Below are 17,339 nucleotides of genomic sequence, written 5' to 3'. Positions count from 1 at the left end.
TAGATATTTATATATTAAGACTTTTTCGTAAAAAGTTGTTTATATTTATAGTTAATATAAATTAATCTAGAGAAGGTCTAATTTTTCTTGACAACTCTGCAGCAGAGTTGGTTTTTTAAAGAATTATTATACTTGTCATGTTGTATAATAATTGTAACTAATCTTAGTGGCTGCTATTCTTAAGTATAAATAAAGTTGACTTAAAAATTATTATGTCTCAGCCTAAAATTAAGTATTTAAAAGACTATAAACCAAGTAATTATCTTATAAATGAAACTCATCTAACATTTAATCTAGATGAATCAAAAACAATAGTAACAGCAGACTTACATATTACCAAAGATCCTGCTAATAATGAAAGTAACTCATTGGTTTTAGATGGTGTAGATTTAAAACTACTATCAATTAAAATAGATAATAAAGATTTATCAAAATATGATTTTGATATAAATAATAACCAGTTAATTATCCATGAAGTCCCTGGAAATTTTATTCTAAACACTGTAGTTGAGATTAATCCATCTGCAAATACCTCTTTAGAAGGATTATATAAATCAGGAGATGTATTTTGTACACAGTGTGAGGCCACTGGTTTTAGAAAAATTACGTACTATCTAGATAGACCTGATGTAATGTCATCTTACACTGTTAAAATCATCGCTAATAAGCAAAAATATCCTGTTATTTTATCTAATGGAGATAAAATTGATTCTGGAGATATTTCAGATACTTTACATTTTGCCACATGGAAAGATCCTTTTAAAAAACCTTGCTATTTATTTGCTTTAGTGGCTGGAGATTTAGCTAGTATTAAAGATACTTTTACTACTAAATCAAATCGTAAGGTTAATCTAGAAATTTATGCATTTAAACAAGATATTGATAAATGTAATTATGCAATGCAAGCTGTAAAAGATTCAATGAAATGGGATGAAGAAAGATTTAACTTAGAGTATGATCTTGATACTTTTATGATTGTTGCTGTACCGGATTTTAATGCTGGTGCAATGGAAAATAAGGGTTTAAATATATTTAACACTAAATATATAATGGCTAGTGATAAAACGGCTACTGATAAGGATTTTGAACTTATTCAAAGTGTTGTGGGACATGAATATTTTCACAATTGGACAGGTGATAGAGTTACATGTCGTGATTGGTCTCAGCTAAGCTTAAAAGAAGGTTTGACTGTATTTAGAGATCAAGAATTTACTTCTGATTTAAACTCAAGAAATGTTAAGCGTATAGATGATGTACGTATTATTAGAAGTGCTCAATTTGCTGAAGATGCTAGCCCTATGTCTCATCCTATTCGTCCAGAATCGTACATTGAGATGAATAATTTCTACACTGTAACTGTGTATCATAAAGGCGCTGAGATTATTAGAATGATTCATACTTTATTAGGCGAAGAAGGTTTTCAAAAAGGTATGAAACTATATTTTGAAAGACATGATGGTCAGGCTGTAATATGTGATGATTTTGTAAATGCTATGGCAGATGCTAATAATCGTGATTTTAGCTTGTTTAAGAGATGGTATGCTCAATCCGGCACACCAAATATTAAAGTTAGTGAGGATTATGACGCGCAAAGTCAAACTTATAGCTTAATATTAGAGCAAACTACTCGACCAACTGCAGATCAGAAAGAAAAACAAGCTCTTCATATACCTGTTAAAATGGGACTGATCACTCCAGAAGGTGAAAATCTCGTAGAGCAAGCTATTGAGCTTAAAGAACAAAAGCAGACTTACACTTTTGAGAATATTACAGCAAAACCAGTAGTTTCATTGTTTAGAGATTTTTCGGCACCTGTGAAGGTTGAGCATAAGCGTACTGAAAGCGAACTATTACATATTATTAAATATGATAATAATGCCTTTAATCGTTGGGACTCTTTACAACAGTTAGCTATAAATATGATTTTAGCTAATTCTGATGTAAGCGGTGAGTTCTTGAATGCTTTTAAATCAATTCTAAACGATAAAGAATTAGATAAAGCATTAATTAGTGATGCTCTACTAATACCAAATGAGTCTACAATTGCTCAGACAATGCCTGTAATTGCAGTTGATGATATTGTTTTATCACGCAAAAAAGTTGTAAACCAACTAGCAGATAAACTAAAAGATAATTGGTTAGCTATATATCAAGAATGTAATGATAATAAGCCATATACTCTTTCAGCTGAGCAAATTGCTAAGAGAAGGCTAAAAGGTGTATGCTTAAATTATTTAATGAATGCTAGTGATCAAACTAAATGTACTGAGTTAGCGCAACAACTATTTGATAATGCTGATAATATGACGGATCAACAGTCAGCATTTTCAGCACTTTTAAAGTCAAATGATAAACAAATTCGAGATAATGCTATCAATAAGTTCTATAAGCGTTGGAAGCATGAAGATTTAGTAGTAAATAAATGGTTAGTATCTCAAGCTCAAATCTCTCATGAATCAGCCTTAGATATAGTTGAAGGCTTAGTTAATCACTCTGCATACAACTCTAAAAACCCTAATAAAGTTTACTCACTTATTGGTGGCTTCGGTGCTAATTTTTCACAATATCATCGTAAAGATGGTTTAGGATATGCTTTCATGGCTGATATAGTCCTAGAGCTTGATAAAATCAACCATCAAGTTGCTGCTAGAATGGCTCGTAATTTAATGAGTTGGAAGCGCTATGACTATGATAGACAAGCTCTGATGAAAAAAGAACTTGAAAGAATCAAAGCATCAAATCCAAGTAAAAATGTCTTTGAGATTGTTAGTAAGAGTTTAGATTTATAGTCGTTTGTATATTTACTATCAATCTATTTTAATAAAATACAAAAAACAATATGATTTATAGCTCTATTAGAGTTACTACTCATAAATAAAGACTACTGATTTAACATCTATAGTTATTCCCGCGCAGGCGGGAATAAGAGATCCCCGTGTCAAGCACGAGGATTTTATATGGTATTTTTTTACTTATAAGATTGGAGTATGATTAAATCAACAATCTTAAATATTCTTTCTGTAATATTTTCTACTTTTAAGAATATCCAAAATATTTAATATTTTATTGTAAGTTCTTTATGGGGTATATCAAAAGCGTATTATAAGAATGTATGATCTACCCCGTCAATTTGGGACAGTTTACTACTTCATTTTCCATTATATATTCAAATTGATATGGAGTCATATAATTTATTGTAGAATGTCTCCTTTTTGTATTATAGTAAGCTTCAATATATTCAAATATTGATAGTTTAGCTTCTTCTCTAGTTTTATAGCTTTCATCATGTACTAACTCTACTTTTAAAGTTCCAAAGAAACTTTCACAAGCAGCATTATCGTAACAGCATCCTTTAGAGCTCATACTTGATAGTAGCCAGTATTCTTTAATAATGTCTTGATATTGTTTGCTACAGTACTGTGACCCTTTATCAGAGTGTATAATCACACCACTAGGAAAATTTCTTCTAAATAATGCCATATTTAAAGCATTACAAACTAAATCCGCTTTCATCCTAGAATCCATTGCCCAACCAATAACTGATCTTGAGAATAAATCTATAATCACACAAAGATACAGCCACCCCTCTTGTGTAGGTACATAAGTTATATCTGTAACCCACCTATGATTTACAGATAAAGCAGTGAAGTTTTGTTCTAATAAATTATCATAAACATGTTTGTTGTGGTTAGAATCTGTAGTTTTCTTATGCTTACGAGCCGCTTTAGCATGTAAACCAAGTAATTTCATACGTTTAGATACTCTAGGTTGAGTAACTTTCCAACCCATATCTTTAAGCTCTTTGTATATCCTAACACTTCCATATCTAGATTTATGTTCATTAAAATAGCATCATCTAGTTCAGCATCATTATATTGCCTTTTACCTATAGGTTTATGAATCCATCTGTAATATGAAGATGTGCTCACATTCAAAGATTTACATAGTGTTGTTACTGGCATAACTTTATAATGCTCCTTAATAAAGGCGTACCTTACAGATTTTGCTTTGCAAAGTACGCTGCTGCCTTTTTTAGTATTTCACGCTCTGTTTCTGCCTGTTTGAGTTTTTTCTTCAAATCAGTATTTTCAAAAGATAGTTGCTGGTACTGCATTTTATAATCTATCTTTATTTCTTTCTGAGGGTTTGACATGGCTTTGGATATCCAACTGCAAATGGTTTTATATTTAACCCCTAAATTATCTGCTATTTCTCGTCTATTTGCATCTGGTTGTAAACATAATTTAACAGCTTCATCTTTAAACTCTTTTGTATATCTCATCTTGTCTCCTTTTCTTAACACCTAAGTGTCCCAAATAGAAGGGTATGATCAATTCCCTAAATAGTCCCTTTATGGGAACGCTGTTTTATAAAACAACAGTTATTCTCAGTCAGTCAAATATCGCCAAAAATCATTTTAGCTGCTTTCTTTGCTTTACACAACTCGACTATTATATTTCATATGCTAATGCAGTTGTTGTAATTGTTGTTATTGGTTGCTTACCAGGTAGGCTTACATTAGTACCATTTAGCTGGAACTGAAGCTGGAGGCTCAAGTTTTTATATAATTTAACTGATAATATAGCATTGCTTTGATATATAAATACATTAGGGTTGACAGTATTATTATCCTGATACGCATAGTTAACTATAAAATCTTCTCTAAAACTCGAATCTTTTGTAAAATTCCATACATATTGCAAGCCTGATTGCCCACCAAATCCATTAGAAAATTGACCTGTGCTAATAAGTTCGTTTTGCGTTAAGCTTGGTCCTGCTGTTAGATTTAATGACATATCATCACTTTTATATAAAACTCTCTTATAGCCCGCAGATTCCATAAAAACATAATTAAAGACATCTAACTCATCACGCAAGAAGTTCAAATTACCATATACGCCGTTAACTTTATCAAAATCCCATGAAGTCTTAGCATTTAACTGTGCCCTATTTACTCTAACTCCTGATTTATCAGAAACCGTATCATTATGGCTATATAAATAGTTAAATAATAAATTATTTTGCCACTGCTCTGTTGGCTTATAATTAATATTTATTCCAACATTTATGTTGGTAGTAGCACTATTACCAGTAACAATACTTCCACCTAAACCAATAGATGTACCTTTCCAAGGACTATTATCTTTCTTTTCTTCTTTTTTATTATCTTTTAAGGTTACTTGTTTAAGTTTGGTTGAGGATGACTCTGCTTTAGCTTCTACATTATCTTTTGTAGGAATATGCTTATCTTGTTCTTTATTGGTTGTATTATCTGATTGCTCTGCTAACTTTTTATATTTCTCAGCTAATTTATTATATTCTAAATACTTCTCCATAGCACCTTGCTTGGTAATAGCATCTAATGACGTAGTAAAACATAAAAATGCAAAAAGAATTACAATGTTTTTCTTAATATTACCACCTTGCATTGAGTATCCATTTTAGAGATAAAATATAACTGCTAGAGTAACACATTTTATAAAAAAACAGATATATTTAAGACCTGATAGCTAGTATGCATATAAAATCTAGTTTGATCATAACAATAAATAGAAATATAGGTTCTGTCGCAAACTGACAGTATCATGAGTATATAGTATAATTTTATCATAGATTTTATTTCAAAATACAAATGATAGATTTCACAGTAAACTGTCCCTGTTATTCAATACCACTTTATAAAATATTTTTATTCCTTGCTTTTATGCAGCATCTAAAATACCAGAATATACTTCATCAGGAGTCATATATCCAATACTAGAATGTAGTCTTTCATTGTTGTAAATATCAATATATTCTTTGATACCTACTTTAGCCTCTTTCATAGTTATATATGATGCCGGATAAACATTTTCATATTTCAGTGTTCTCCAAAATCTCTCAATTGCAATATTATCTATAGATCTTCCTTTAGCATCCATAGATTTATTTATTTTATTATCAGATAATATTTTAATATGCTCTTTTGCTGTATATTGAGTTCCTTGATCAGAGTTAAAGATATCAGGTTTACCATATTTAAATAACGCTTCTTTTAACACACTAGTTGTTAGATGTGTATCCATAGTATTAGAAATCTTCCAAGCTAGTATTTTCTTGCTATGCCAATCTATTATGGCTGCTAAATATGCATACCCACATTCTAGTCTAATATACGTGATATCAGCACTCCATACCTTATTAGCTTTATCTATAACAACCTAATTCGTCTCATTTTTAAATACATTAAGTAAGTATGGATATTTCTTGTGTTGCTTATTAATGACAGTTGTCTTTTTTTTAGGATACAATGCCTTAATACCCATGAATTCCATAGCACTTTTGATTAGCTTCCTTCCAACTAGAAATCCTAATCTATTTAGCAACTTTACTAGCCTTCTCGTACCATAATATGGATGTTTAGTATGTATCAAATCTATTGCATTTAATAGTTTAATATCATCATTACTACTAAATTTTGATATTGGTGTATAATAGTACACACTCTTAAATACAGATAATAGTTTAAGCTGATTATTTAAAGATAATTCTAGCTTAGTATCTACAGAGTTTACTCTATCATTTGATGATACCAAGCTTTTTAGCTTTCCCATTAAAAAATCCCTCTCTACTATTACCTCGACTAGTTTTTTACTTGTTGCATCTTTATCTTTTCTAAGCTCATCTATTTCCTGCTTATACTCCTTAACAACAGAGCTTTTATCAAATGCTAAGCAAGCATTAGATAAAAATTGCTGCTTCCAATTGTGCACGTTTTTAGGAAGTAAATCATACTTACTTGCTATCTCATTAACTGTCATATCGCCTTCTAGCAATTCTATAATTACTTTAGCTTTAAAATCAGCTGTATACGTTACTCTTTTTTTACTCATTTATCTATTTCCTAATTTATCTAGTTAAGTTTAACATCTAGGAATAAAAATCTTTCTAAAATCAGTAGCTTTTTCTGGGGACATTATACAATCGTTGGGTTATCAAATATTCTAAAGAATTAGAGATAGTCTTTAGTAATAGTTTTAGAAAATATGGTAGCTATATAAGCTGGAAGATGGATGAAACCTACCTTAAGCTTAAAGGTAAAGATGTTTATTTATACAGAGCTATAGATAAACACGGAGATACTTTAGAGTTTATGGTTAGTGAAAAAAGAGATGAAAAAGCTTCGCGTAAATTCTTTAAGAAAACTATTGGTAAACATGGTTTACCAGATAAATTAAATGTAGATAAATCAGGAGCCAATGAAGCTGCTTTATTAACTATCAATATCTTTCTATTCTTGCTTGGTATATGGTTAACCTATGGTATAGAGATTAGACAAAACAAATATCTAAATAATTTGATAGAGCAAGATCATAGAAGTATCAAAAGATTGATACGCCCCATGATGGGTTTTAAATCTTGGGATTCTATGGATTCTACTATAGCTGGTTATGAATTAGTAAATATGATTAAAAAAGGTCAGCATATTTACGCTGAAAATATGACTGTTTGGGATCAATTTTATAGCATAGCTGGATAACTGTATCTAGAGGATAATTATTTTATAAAAATTGTGACTATACTGGCAGTTTGCGACAGAACCGAATACTGGATTACCCATCTATAGATAGTTGAGTTATATAGTTACTAAAACGCTATCTAAACTTAGTCGAGACTTTGGTAATCTTGAGTTATAGTCATTTTCTTGATGACGATACCCTATAGCTAGAGCTACGTCACATTGATAGCCAGAAAGTTCATTTTTAAATTCTTCGTTAACTAAATCAATATCTATACCTTCCAATGGGGTTGAATCTATTTTAAGACGAGCTAATGTATGTAGAGTATTACCAAATGCGATATATGTTTGTGCTTTTGTCCAGCGACTATTATCTCCATTCTCATCAGTATTAAGATCGACAAACATGAATGCTCCAAAAGCATTTTCACGATCTTGAGACTTTGTCCTACCATCGACAATTTGTTTATCTACAACTTTAGCATAATCATCACGAGTATAGCGTGGGTTATACGCAAATAGAATAATATGTGAGCTATCAAATACATGAGGTTGGTTAAATTGAAATTTGTTGACAAAAGTTTTACTCATTCGCTTTTTAGCTTTCTCGCTTTCAATAACAACAAATCTCCATGGCTGTGAGTTTATAGATGATGGTGATAAGCGCATAGACTCAAACAGCACATTAAGATCCATTTGAGTAATCTTCTTGGTAGAATCATATTTTTTGGTAGTACTTCTAGAGAGCATGTCTATAATAATTTGATGGTCCATATTTAAGAGCCTTTATGTTAACTTTAATTAATTAAATTGTTTAAAGTATATAATACTATACAAATTTTATATTTTTATTTTTTCAAGCTAAAAATTTTATTCAAACTAACCGATGTGATACAATTCTATTGAAAAGAAATGAGTAATTATCTATAAAAGGAAAGCAATGCCATTACTAACTATTATCGCAAATATTTATGTTAAAAAAGAGTTCCAAAGCCAAGTAAAAAAAGAGTTATTGAAATTAGTTGAAATAACCCGTAATGAAAAAGGGTGTTTACATTATCAACTTCATCAAGACAATGATGATGAGCTACATTTTATGTTTTATGAAACATGGGAAACTAAAGATTTACTACAACAACATTTAAGCAGTAATCACATGAAATCGTATATTAAAGCTACTAATAATATGATTAGCTCATTGCAAATAACCAAGATGAAAAAAATATAGTTTCTATTACAAAGTACTTGAAGATAACTACACCATTAAAATGTTTATATTTAAATTCATTCATAATAAATTAGACAGAAAAATAAAGTAAAGTTTAATAAAATAGCTCCAATTAGTCAATATTTGCAACAGTGTCGGAATACTCCATAACATTATCTAAAATCTTACTAATTTTGATAGGAGCATCAGAATAATGATTAATATTTTTGTATTCTAATCTATATGAAGAATTCATACGTATTTGTACAGCTATATCAGAAATATATTCTAATAGTTCACATAACTCCTGCGTTAAATAAATAGCTTGTTTGTTCATATTAATGTCCTCACAGTTTTTCCTTTTTTCTTACCTCATTCGTGGTTAAAAAAAGAGAAATATTATTTATCCATCATTGGTTTACCTTTTAAATCAGCAAATGTTCTTTCACATTGGGGATATCCTGTACAGCCCCACCATTTGCCTTTCTTACCATCACGTTGTTTAAGATCAGATCCACAATCAGGACATTTATCTTTAGATATTTTAGGTTGTACAGGCTTGCCTCTACTATCCTCTAAAAATGTCTCACAACCATTTTTTCTTTCAGAACACATCCAATAAAAGCCTTTCTTAGGTGGCTTTGATTTAAGGCGTATTAATTCATGCTGACATTTAGGACATGGGTTTTTAACAAACTTTTTAACATTACCTATTTGACCTATAATAATCGGTTCTGTCGCAAACTGTCAGTATCATGAGTATATAGTATAATTTTATCATAGATTTTATTTCAAAATACAAATGATAGATTTCACAGGTAGGCACTTTACCAAATTATTGATACTTCAAGCAGTCAGATGGTATTTATCATATCCATTGAGTTATAGGCATGTAGAAGAACTAATGAAAGAGCGAGTAATTAAGGTAGACCATAGCACTATCAATCGTTGGGTTATCAAATATTCTAAAGAATTAGAGATAGTCTTTAGTAATAGTTTTAGAAAATATGGTAGCTATATAAGCTGGAAGATGGATGAAACCTACCTTAAGCTTAAAGGTAAAGATGTTTATTTATACAGAGCTATAGATAAACACGGAGATACTTTAGAGTTTATGGTTAGTGAAAAAAGAGATGAAAAAGCTTCGCGTAAATTCTTTAAGAAAACTATTGGTAAACATGGTTTACCAGATAAATTAAATGTAGATAAATCAGGAGCCAATGAAGCTGCTTTATTAACTATCAATATCTTTCTATTCTTGCTTGGTATATGGTTAACCTATGGTATAGAGATTAGACAAAACAAATATCTAAATAATTTGATAGAGCAAGATCATAGAAGTATCAAAAGATTGATACGCCCCATGATGGGTTTTAAATCTTGGGATTCTATGGATTCTACTATAGCTGGTTATGAATTAGTAAATATGATTAAAAAAGGTCAGCATATTTACGCTGAAAATATGACTGTTTGGGATCAATTTTATAGCATAGCTGGATAACTGTATCTAGAGGATAATTATTTTATAAAAATTGTGACTATACTGGCAGTTTGCGACAGAACCCTTTGGATATCCAACTGCAAATGGTTTTATATTTAACCCCTAAATTATCTGCTATTTCTCGTCTATTTGCATCTGGTTGTAAACATAATTTAACAGCTTCATCTTTAAACTCTTTTGTATATCTCATCTTGTCTCCTTTTCTTAACACCTAAGTGTCCCAAATAGGAGGGTATGATCATAGTTAACTTATTGCCTGTAGCTGGTTTAATTCCATGGTATGGATATATTATATTAATAATCATTCTAGCTATTAAGCCTATGAGATCTAATTTATTTTGGTAAGAATGAAACTTATTTCTTTTAAGAACCAATTAATTATATAGTTAACCCAAAAATATCATGTTGAATACATAAGAAATAGCATCAGATAAATAATCATGTGGAAGTAAATAGAAAAAGCAATACTAATATTAGGTTGAAGTAGTAGCTTTAGCTTGATTAGGTGACATCTTGTCGTAGTATGAAACATACAGATTTAAGATTAAAAGTATTATATATAAAAATATAGTATAATAGCAGCGAACTATAAGGATAAAAAAAGTTTTATAATTTTTAATTATTAAAAATAGAGTTATCCCTTAATCATATCAATAAATTAAAGTTATCTATTTTAAATACACTTTATTAGATTTAATAATAATTTGTAACTATCTTTAGATTTTATTTTTGTTCATAAATGCATTAAAAATTTAAAAAGTAAGAGTAGTTTATTATGAAAAAACAAAAGACAGCAATTATTTATTGCGAAGCAAATTTTGGTAAGCTTGATGGTAAAACAGCTAATGGATTAATCAGATATTCTGATGAATATAAGATCTTAGCTGTAATTGATAGCACTAAAGCAAATTTAGATTCTGGTGTTGTGCTTGATAATATCCCAAATGGGATTCCAATATATGATAGTTATATATCTGCATTAAAAGAGCTACCCAATAAAGCTAATTACTTTATATTAGGAATGGCTCCAGCCACGGGTATTTTATCAAATAAAGAACGTAAAATAATTATGGAGATAATTAAACTAGGAATAAATATTATAAATGGATTGCATGTATTTTTAAATGATGACCCTGAATTATCATTTACAGCAGCTAAACATAATGTAAAAATATTAGATATTAGAAAGCCCCCAGAGAAAAAAAACTTAAGAATATATAATGGAGATATTTCTAAAGTAACTTGCCCCATAATCGCTATATTAGGTACAGATTGTGCTATTGGCAAGCGCACAACCACTAATATACTTACAAAGATTTTTAATGAGGCAGGATATAAGGCTGTTATGGTTGGTACAGGTCAAACTAGCCTAATTCAGGGAGCAAAATATGGTGTAGCAATAGATGCAATACCCTCACAGTTTTGTATTGGTGAGCTAGAGGCGACTGTGGTTTCAGCATTTAACGAAGAGCAACCCGATATTATCTTTGTTGAAGGCCAAAGTTCTTTAAGTCATCCAGCTTTTTCTAGTAGTTCTTTCATTCTTCGAGCTTGTTGTCCAGATGCAGTAATTCTCCAACATGCGCCCAAAAGAGAGTATCGTTGTGATTTTGAGAATATAAAAATGCCAAAGCTTAGTAATGAAATAAATCTGATAGAAACTTTCTCACAAACTAAGGTTATAGGTATTAGTATTAATCATGAAAATATTGATGCTGCTGAGATTAAACAAATAATAAATAACTACAGTAAAAAATATAAAATTCCCACAGCAGATGCATTAAGATCATCTCCTGATTATTTCATCGATATGATTGTTTCAGAGTTTCCACAGTTGAGTGGTAAATTTAATACTTAATGGCAACACCTCGACTAATAATAGATCTTAAAAAGATAGAGCATAATGCTAAAGTATTAGTAAGTCGCTTAGGTCATTTAGATATATCTGTGACTGGTATAATAAAAGTTATGCAAGGTTCACCAATTATAGCAAGAGCTTTGATGAGATCTGGAGTTATCTCTATTGGAGACTCTCATATCCAAAATATAGAACTAATGTGTAGAAATAATATTCCAATTCAGATGAGTCTAATTCGTTCGCCTATGCTTAGTCAGATTCAACGAATTATATTATCAGGTTCTATCAGCTTTAATAGCGAAATTATAGTAATAGAAGCTCTTTCTAAAATGGCATGTAAATTAAACTTAAATCATCAAATTATATTAATGATTGAATTGGGTGATCTCAGAGAAGGTATTTTACCAAAAGATGTTTTAACTTTTATAGATAAAGTTTTAACTTTACCAAATATTAGTCTTAAAGGAATAGCAACTAATTTAATGTGTTTGAATGATTGTGCTCCAGATGATACTAAAATGAGCCAACTGTCATCTATAGCTGATTCTATCGAAAAAACGTTCAATATTAAATTAGATATAATAAGTGGTGGCAATTCAGCAAATCTTAATTGGGCACTAAATAATAAAAGTAATATTGGTAAGATTAATAACCTTCGTCTTGGAGAGGCTATTTTTATAGGTATGAATCCCTTAGATAATAGTTTAATTAAAGGGTTATACCAAGATGCAATATCTCTTGTTGCAGAAGTTATAGAGTCAAAAGTAAAACCAAGCGTATCAAGTAACAATAAAAAATATCAATCCATTCTAGCTATTGGAAATCAAGATATAGATTCTAATGGGGTTAAATGTCTATCTGGTTATAAAATTTTAGGGGCAACAAGTGATCATTTGATTATAGACTCTATGAATAAGTTAATTCCTATAGGAACTGAGCTTAATTTTATTATTAACTATACTTCTCTTCTTAAAGCTATGATGTCATCACTAGTAGAGAAAGTTTTTATTTGAGTTAATTTAGATACCATTTTTTATTGATATGGATATACCATTAGGGGTTCCGTTCCTATAAGCCAAATAATGTTAAGTTTAATTTTGCAAGCTAAATTAGCTTTTCTAAACTTAGATAAATTAAACAACATATTCAAACCTTGAGATCCTTTATTTACAATACTTATAAGTTATTTCATAAAGTTTAAAAAAAGAACCGTTATTTTGAACTCTAATATTAAAATCATAAAATTAGCCAAATTATATAAAATCCTCTACAATGTATGTATATCAAATCTTTTCCAATTTAAATGTGGCCCTTCATCGCACATAGCTTAACACCGGTCCTATTTGCAATATAACGCTTCAGATTACTCACTAAAAAAATTTTCTGTATTAATTCTGTTTGATTCAATGGTTATTAACTCATTAGTTAAAGTCTTCGTTAAAGTAAATATGCTAGCTACTGCATAAGATGTAAAATCATCTAATAATTTTTGTGCTTTCTCAGGAAATATTTGATATATTTCCAAATATTTTTTTTCAAATACTATTTGTTTATCTTTTATTTGTGTATTTAATGCACTATAGCCATGTTTAATTATTGGAGCATATTCAGTAAAATTTAGCATTCCTATCATTTGTAACTTTCTAAATATCCAATATGCTGAAAAATCATCTGCATTATTATCGCCTATTTGATATGCTGAAGGGATTTTAGCTCCATAGTAAAAAGGCATATAAATACTTAAAGCGCCCATTCCTAAGCTTAAGTATTTTATATTTGCTATAGATATAGGTAAATTTTTTCTTAAACATAATATATGAGACTGTTTAGTTCTATATACTGAAATTGGTCTTATTTTTGACGGAAATTGATAAGTATTTAGTAGAGTTCCCTCAAAATGGCTTTGTAAACCCTTTTCTATATCCGTAATTGAAATTTTCTTTTCTGGCATTAAGAAAGTTGGTAAACTATTCTTGTAATAAGATTTATTTTTTTCTGAAGAAGTAAATACGTTTTGTAAATACTTAACCCGTGGATAATTATAATCTCTGTCTGATAAATCGTCTTTACTATAAATTTCTCTGAAATTAAAATCGCCTGACTTATATAGTTCAGAATCTCTAGCAAAATTAATTAGATTCTTAGACATTAAAATATTTTTTTTATCCTTAAAGTTTATAATTCCTATTCTACTTTGATTAGCTGATATAAAATACTTATCATTTGGTATTCTTAATGCTACCCAATTATGCCCTCCAGCATTTTCAAGGTACCATGCCTCATACTTGTCAGCGAATCCTACCCCAAACCCTTCAGCTGAACCATAATTTTCAATTATATTACCTAAACATTTAACACCCTCTTTAGCCGTTTTAATTTGTGGTAATATAATTGTTATTATAGCCTCTTCTGACACACCATCTTTAAGATATGGATCATTTTCTAAAACTTTATTATTACTAAAAATTGTTTCTGTTGCAGACATCCCCACGCCAACATCATTGAAACCAGCCTCTTCAAAGCTTTTATTATGAGATTGCCATGCTGGCAATCCAGAATACCCTAATAATTTATTAGGTAATTGATATTTAAATTTATTATTTAAATCCATAATATTTTGATATAAATACCCGTAGCGCATTGGTGAATGGTAAATAAACCTTGAGGCATTATTACCAAGTCCACCATCATCATTTCTAGCAAGAATGATGCTTCCATTATTAGATGCTTTATTACCAACAATAATAGTCGTGCATGAAAACTTTCCCATTATAAAGTATCCTTTTAAATTAAAATTAGCTATTTTTAATGATCATTCAACATTTTAAATCTAATATTTAATTTCCATTTGTAAACTCCTTAATTAAGTGCTTGTTTTGTTTTAAATATAATTGACTCAAATATTGCTATACCTCTATCAACTATATTGATGATCGATTTACTATTTTCAACATCGTTATTTTTAAGATAAGCTTTTAAAGCTTCACACCTTTTAACCTGAAAACCACACTCTTTAACTGTTTCATGAAAATTATTTGACTTAATAGCATTACTTAGAACATGAAACTCATGGATAACATGGGAGTACTCCATAACATTATCTAGAATTTTACTAATTTTGATTGGTGCATCAGAATAATGATTAAGATTTTTATATTCTGACCTATATGAAGAGTTCATGCGTATTTGGATAGCTATATCAGAGATATATTCTAATAGCTCACATAATTCTTGTGTCAAATTGATAGCTTGTTTATTCATATTAACGTCCTACAGTTTTCTCATTGCTTTACCTCAATCGTGGTCAAAAAAAGGGAAATAACATTATTCCCCTTTTTCTTTATCGACTTTTTTGCCTTTGAAATTAATTTCAAAAAGAGGTTCTGTCGCAAACTGCCAGTATAGTCACAATTTTTATAAAATAATTATCCTCTAGATACAGTTATCCAGCTATGCTATAAAATTGATCCCAAACAGTCATATTTTCAGCGTAAATATGCTGACTTTTTTTAATCATATTTACTAATTCATAACCAGCTATAGTAGAATCCATAGAATCCCAAGATTTAAAACCCATCATGGGGCGTATCAATCTTTTGATACTTCTATGATCTTGCTCTATCAAATTATTTAGATATTTGTTTTGTCTAATCTCTATACCATAGGTTAACCATATACCAAGCAAGAATAGAAAGATATTGATAGTTAATAAAGCAGCTTCATTGGCTCCTGATTTATCTACATTTAATTTATCTGGTAAACCATGTTTACCAATAGTTTTCTTAAAGAATTTACGCGCAGCTTTTTCATCTCTTTTTTCACTAACCATAAACTCTAAAGTATCTCCGTGTTTATCTATAGCTCTGTATAAATAAACATCTTTACCTTTAAGCTTAAGGTAGGTTTCATCCATCTTCCAGCTTATATAGCTACCATATTTTCTAAAACTATTACTAAAGACTATCTCTAATTCTTTAGAATATTTGATAACCCAACGATTGATAGTGCTATGGTCTACCTTAATTACTCGCTCTTTCATTAGTTCTTCTACATGCCTATAACTCAATGGATATGATAAATACCATCTGACTGCTTGAAGTATCAATAATTTGGTAAAGTGCCTACCTGTGAAATCTATCATTTGTATTTTGAAATAAAATCTATGATAAAATTATACTATATACTCATGATACTGACAGTTTGCGACAGAACCCGATATCTTCATCATACCTTACATTTTTCCACCTAATAGATTTATGTAGTAAATCACATTCCTTATTTGTCTGATATATTACAGGCCTAGCACCCATATTGAACAATTCTCTTTTATTAAAAATAATCCCAAACTCACTATATCTATTTTTACCAAATCCATTTTTCTCAATAATTCCTTTAGGAGTTTCGGTAAAACAAATACAATCCCATTTTCCTTTTATATTTTCACAGGACCCCAATAATACTCCATTATCTAGTATTTCTAATAAATTTTGAAAGGAAATCTCTTTGCTTTCACCTTTTGTAAAATGTATTAACTTATCTGATAGATCACTTCTTTTCATTAAGACCTCTGTCATCATTTATACTGTCCTGCGACTTTTAATCATTATGCTACCTCTAATGGTGCCACATGTTTGTGTGTCTGTTTCGCACTATATAAATCATATAGCATTTGTAAATTTAGCCAAAAGTCAGGTGTTACTCCAAAAGTTTCACTTAATGATAATGCACTGTCGGCTGTTATTCCTCTTTTGCCATTTACAATCTCATTAACTCTTGCATAAGTCCAACCTAAATGATTTGCTAATTTTGTTTGTGTTATTGATAGAGGTTCAATAAATTCATGTAGTAATATTTCACCTGGATGTGTTGGTTTTCTATTTGATGGTATAAGCATAATTTTACTCCCTATAGTTACTTAATGATAATCAACTATATCAACATCATAAGCATTGTTATCTTTCCATTTAAATATCACTCTATATTGGTCGTTTATTCTAATTGAGTGATATTCTTTTAAATTGCCTTTTAATTGCTCTAAACGATTATTAGGAGGTATTCTTAAATCTTCTATAACTTTGGCAGCATTAACCATATCAAGTTTTCTAATAGCTGTTTTATATATTGTATTTGGTATTTTACGAGCATGCTTACTTGAGACACCATTATATATATCGTTGGCTGATTGACTTGCAAAATTTATTATCATGAATCAACTATTTAACTTTCTATATTTATATGATATATCAATACTCGATATAATAATAGCTTTATTGAA

The 17,339-nt window shown here is 29.7% G+C and carries 22 protein-coding genes; 6 read left to right on the top strand and 16 right to left on the bottom strand.

What is annotated here, in order from left to right:
• Positions 1-212 precede the first annotated feature (212 nt).
• The gene (gene pepN / locus CDV26_RS11670) at positions 213-2,789 is read left to right on the top strand and encodes an aminopeptidase N (protein ID WP_088773397.1); all 2,577 of its coding nucleotides are present in this window, start codon (positions 213-215) and stop codon (positions 2,787-2,789) included.
• 328 nt (positions 2,790-3,117) lie between these two features.
• Here pepN and CDV26_RS11665 read toward each other — a convergent pair whose 3' ends face one another.
• The 6 genes from CDV26_RS11665 to CDV26_RS13415 all read right to left on the bottom strand — a co-directional run bounded on the left by CDV26_RS11665 (position 3,118) and on the right by CDV26_RS13415 (position 6,872).
• A complete protein-coding gene (locus CDV26_RS11665; RefSeq protein WP_088773513.1) occupies positions 3,118-3,789 on the bottom strand; it encodes an IS3 family transposase in 672 nt (223 codons plus the stop codon).
• Positions 3,747-3,962 (bottom strand): hypothetical protein, encoded by a 216-nt coding sequence (locus CDV26_RS11660; RefSeq protein ID WP_088771820.1) that lies wholly within the window; start codon positions 3,960-3,962, stop codon positions 3,747-3,749. Before CDV26_RS11660 ends, CDV26_RS11665 begins: the two co-directional genes overlap by 43 nt.
• A gap of 32 nt (positions 3,963-3,994) precedes the next feature.
• Positions 3,995-4,303, bottom strand: a complete 309-nt coding sequence (locus tag CDV26_RS11655) for a transposase (protein WP_157671628.1) — start codon at positions 4,301-4,303, stop codon at positions 3,995-3,997.
• Between the two features lie 148 nt (positions 4,304-4,451).
• Positions 4,452-5,429, bottom strand: a complete 978-nt coding sequence (locus tag CDV26_RS11650; RefSeq protein ID WP_088773395.1) for a DUF481 domain-containing protein — start codon at positions 5,427-5,429, stop codon at positions 4,452-4,454.
• 273 nt (positions 5,430-5,702) lie between these two features.
• The gene (locus tag CDV26_RS13420; RefSeq protein ID WP_245806583.1) at positions 5,703-6,152 is read right to left on the bottom strand and encodes an IS3 family transposase; all 450 of its coding nucleotides are present in this window, start codon (positions 6,150-6,152) and stop codon (positions 5,703-5,705) included.
• A gap of 48 nt (positions 6,153-6,200) precedes the next feature.
• Positions 6,201-6,872, bottom strand: a complete 672-nt coding sequence (locus tag CDV26_RS13415; RefSeq protein ID WP_245806464.1) for an IS3 family transposase — start codon at positions 6,870-6,872, stop codon at positions 6,201-6,203.
• Positions 6,873-6,946: 74 nt separating this feature from the next.
• On the opposite strand from CDV26_RS13415, the gene CDV26_RS11640 reads away from it, so the two are divergent.
• The gene (locus CDV26_RS11640) at positions 6,947-7,519 is read left to right on the top strand and encodes an IS6 family transposase (protein WP_157671677.1); all 573 of its coding nucleotides are present in this window, start codon (positions 6,947-6,949) and stop codon (positions 7,517-7,519) included.
• Positions 7,520-7,615: 96 nt separating this feature from the next.
• Here the strand turns inward: CDV26_RS11640 and CDV26_RS11635 are convergent, their stop codons facing one another.
• Positions 7,616-8,272, bottom strand: a complete 657-nt coding sequence (locus CDV26_RS11635; RefSeq protein ID WP_088773393.1) for a nitroreductase family protein — start codon at positions 8,270-8,272, stop codon at positions 7,616-7,618.
• A gap of 166 nt (positions 8,273-8,438) precedes the next feature.
• On the opposite strand from CDV26_RS11635, the gene CDV26_RS11630 reads away from it, so the two are divergent.
• Positions 8,439-8,726 (top strand): putative quinol monooxygenase, encoded by a 288-nt coding sequence (locus CDV26_RS11630; RefSeq protein WP_088773392.1) that lies wholly within the window; start codon positions 8,439-8,441, stop codon positions 8,724-8,726.
• 112 nt (positions 8,727-8,838) lie between these two features.
• Here CDV26_RS11630 and CDV26_RS11625 read toward each other — a convergent pair whose 3' ends face one another.
• Together CDV26_RS11625 and CDV26_RS11620 are read right to left on the bottom strand one after the other, a co-directional pair.
• Positions 8,839-9,042: a hypothetical protein gene (locus tag CDV26_RS11625; RefSeq protein ID WP_088773391.1), complete on the bottom strand. Its 204-nt coding sequence runs from the start codon at positions 9,040-9,042 to the stop codon at positions 8,839-8,841.
• Positions 9,043-9,104: 62 nt separating this feature from the next.
• Positions 9,105-9,320, bottom strand: a complete 216-nt coding sequence (locus CDV26_RS11620; protein ID WP_088773390.1) for a topoisomerase DNA-binding C4 zinc finger domain-containing protein — start codon at positions 9,318-9,320, stop codon at positions 9,105-9,107.
• A gap of 187 nt (positions 9,321-9,507) precedes the next feature.
• Here CDV26_RS11620 and CDV26_RS11615 point away from each other — a divergent pair, with 187 nt between their 5' ends.
• Positions 9,508-10,206 (top strand): IS6 family transposase, encoded by a 699-nt coding sequence (locus CDV26_RS11615; RefSeq protein WP_088773374.1) that lies wholly within the window; start codon positions 9,508-9,510, stop codon positions 10,204-10,206.
• Between the two features lie 37 nt (positions 10,207-10,243).
• On the opposite strand, the gene CDV26_RS11610 is transcribed toward CDV26_RS11615, so the two are convergent.
• On the bottom strand, positions 10,244-10,417 hold the full coding sequence (locus CDV26_RS11610) for a transposase (protein WP_157671627.1): 174 nt from the start codon (positions 10,415-10,417) through the stop codon (positions 10,244-10,246).
• A gap of 564 nt (positions 10,418-10,981) precedes the next feature.
• On the opposite strand from CDV26_RS11610, the gene CDV26_RS11605 reads away from it, so the two are divergent.
• Together CDV26_RS11605 and CDV26_RS11600 are read left to right on the top strand one after the other, a co-directional pair.
• Positions 10,982-12,064: an N-acetyltransferase DgcN family protein gene (locus CDV26_RS11605; protein WP_088773388.1), complete on the top strand. Its 1,083-nt coding sequence runs from the start codon at positions 10,982-10,984 to the stop codon at positions 12,062-12,064.
• The gene (locus CDV26_RS11600) at positions 12,064-13,077 is read left to right on the top strand and encodes an alanine racemase (RefSeq protein ID WP_088773387.1); all 1,014 of its coding nucleotides are present in this window, start codon (positions 12,064-12,066) and stop codon (positions 13,075-13,077) included. The genes CDV26_RS11605 and CDV26_RS11600 overlap by 1 nt, the downstream gene beginning before the upstream one ends.
• A 350-nt stretch (positions 13,078-13,427) precedes the next feature.
• Here the strand turns inward: CDV26_RS11600 and CDV26_RS11595 are convergent, their stop codons facing one another.
• The 6 genes from CDV26_RS11595 to CDV26_RS11570 all read right to left on the bottom strand — a co-directional run bounded on the left by CDV26_RS11595 (position 13,428) and on the right by CDV26_RS11570 (position 17,270).
• On the bottom strand, positions 13,428-14,834 hold the full coding sequence (locus CDV26_RS11595; protein WP_088773386.1) for a C69 family dipeptidase: 1,407 nt from the start codon (positions 14,832-14,834) through the stop codon (positions 13,428-13,430).
• An 89-nt stretch (positions 14,835-14,923) separates the two neighbouring features.
• On the bottom strand, positions 14,924-15,325 hold the full coding sequence (locus CDV26_RS11590; RefSeq protein WP_088773385.1) for a hypothetical protein: 402 nt from the start codon (positions 15,323-15,325) through the stop codon (positions 14,924-14,926).
• Positions 15,326-15,506: 181 nt separating this feature from the next.
• Positions 15,507-16,205 (bottom strand): IS6 family transposase, encoded by a 699-nt coding sequence (locus CDV26_RS11585; protein WP_088773372.1) that lies wholly within the window; start codon positions 16,203-16,205, stop codon positions 15,507-15,509.
• A 43-nt stretch (positions 16,206-16,248) separates the two neighbouring features.
• Positions 16,249-16,623: a hypothetical protein gene (locus tag CDV26_RS11580; RefSeq protein ID WP_157671626.1), complete on the bottom strand. Its 375-nt coding sequence runs from the start codon at positions 16,621-16,623 to the stop codon at positions 16,249-16,251.
• A 44-nt stretch (positions 16,624-16,667) separates the two neighbouring features.
• Positions 16,668-16,958 (bottom strand): HigA family addiction module antitoxin, encoded by a 291-nt coding sequence (locus CDV26_RS11575; protein ID WP_088773383.1) that lies wholly within the window; start codon positions 16,956-16,958, stop codon positions 16,668-16,670.
• A 21-nt stretch (positions 16,959-16,979) separates the two neighbouring features.
• A complete protein-coding gene (locus CDV26_RS11570) occupies positions 16,980-17,270 on the bottom strand; it encodes a type II toxin-antitoxin system RelE/ParE family toxin (RefSeq protein WP_088773382.1) in 291 nt (96 codons plus the stop codon).
• Positions 17,271-17,339 lie beyond the last annotated feature (69 nt).

The organism is Francisella halioticida, from assembly GCF_002211785.1.
Classification (GTDB): Bacteria; Pseudomonadota; Gammaproteobacteria; order Francisellales; family Francisellaceae; genus Francisella; species Francisella halioticida.
This window is presented reverse-complemented; position numbering and strand designations above follow the sequence as displayed.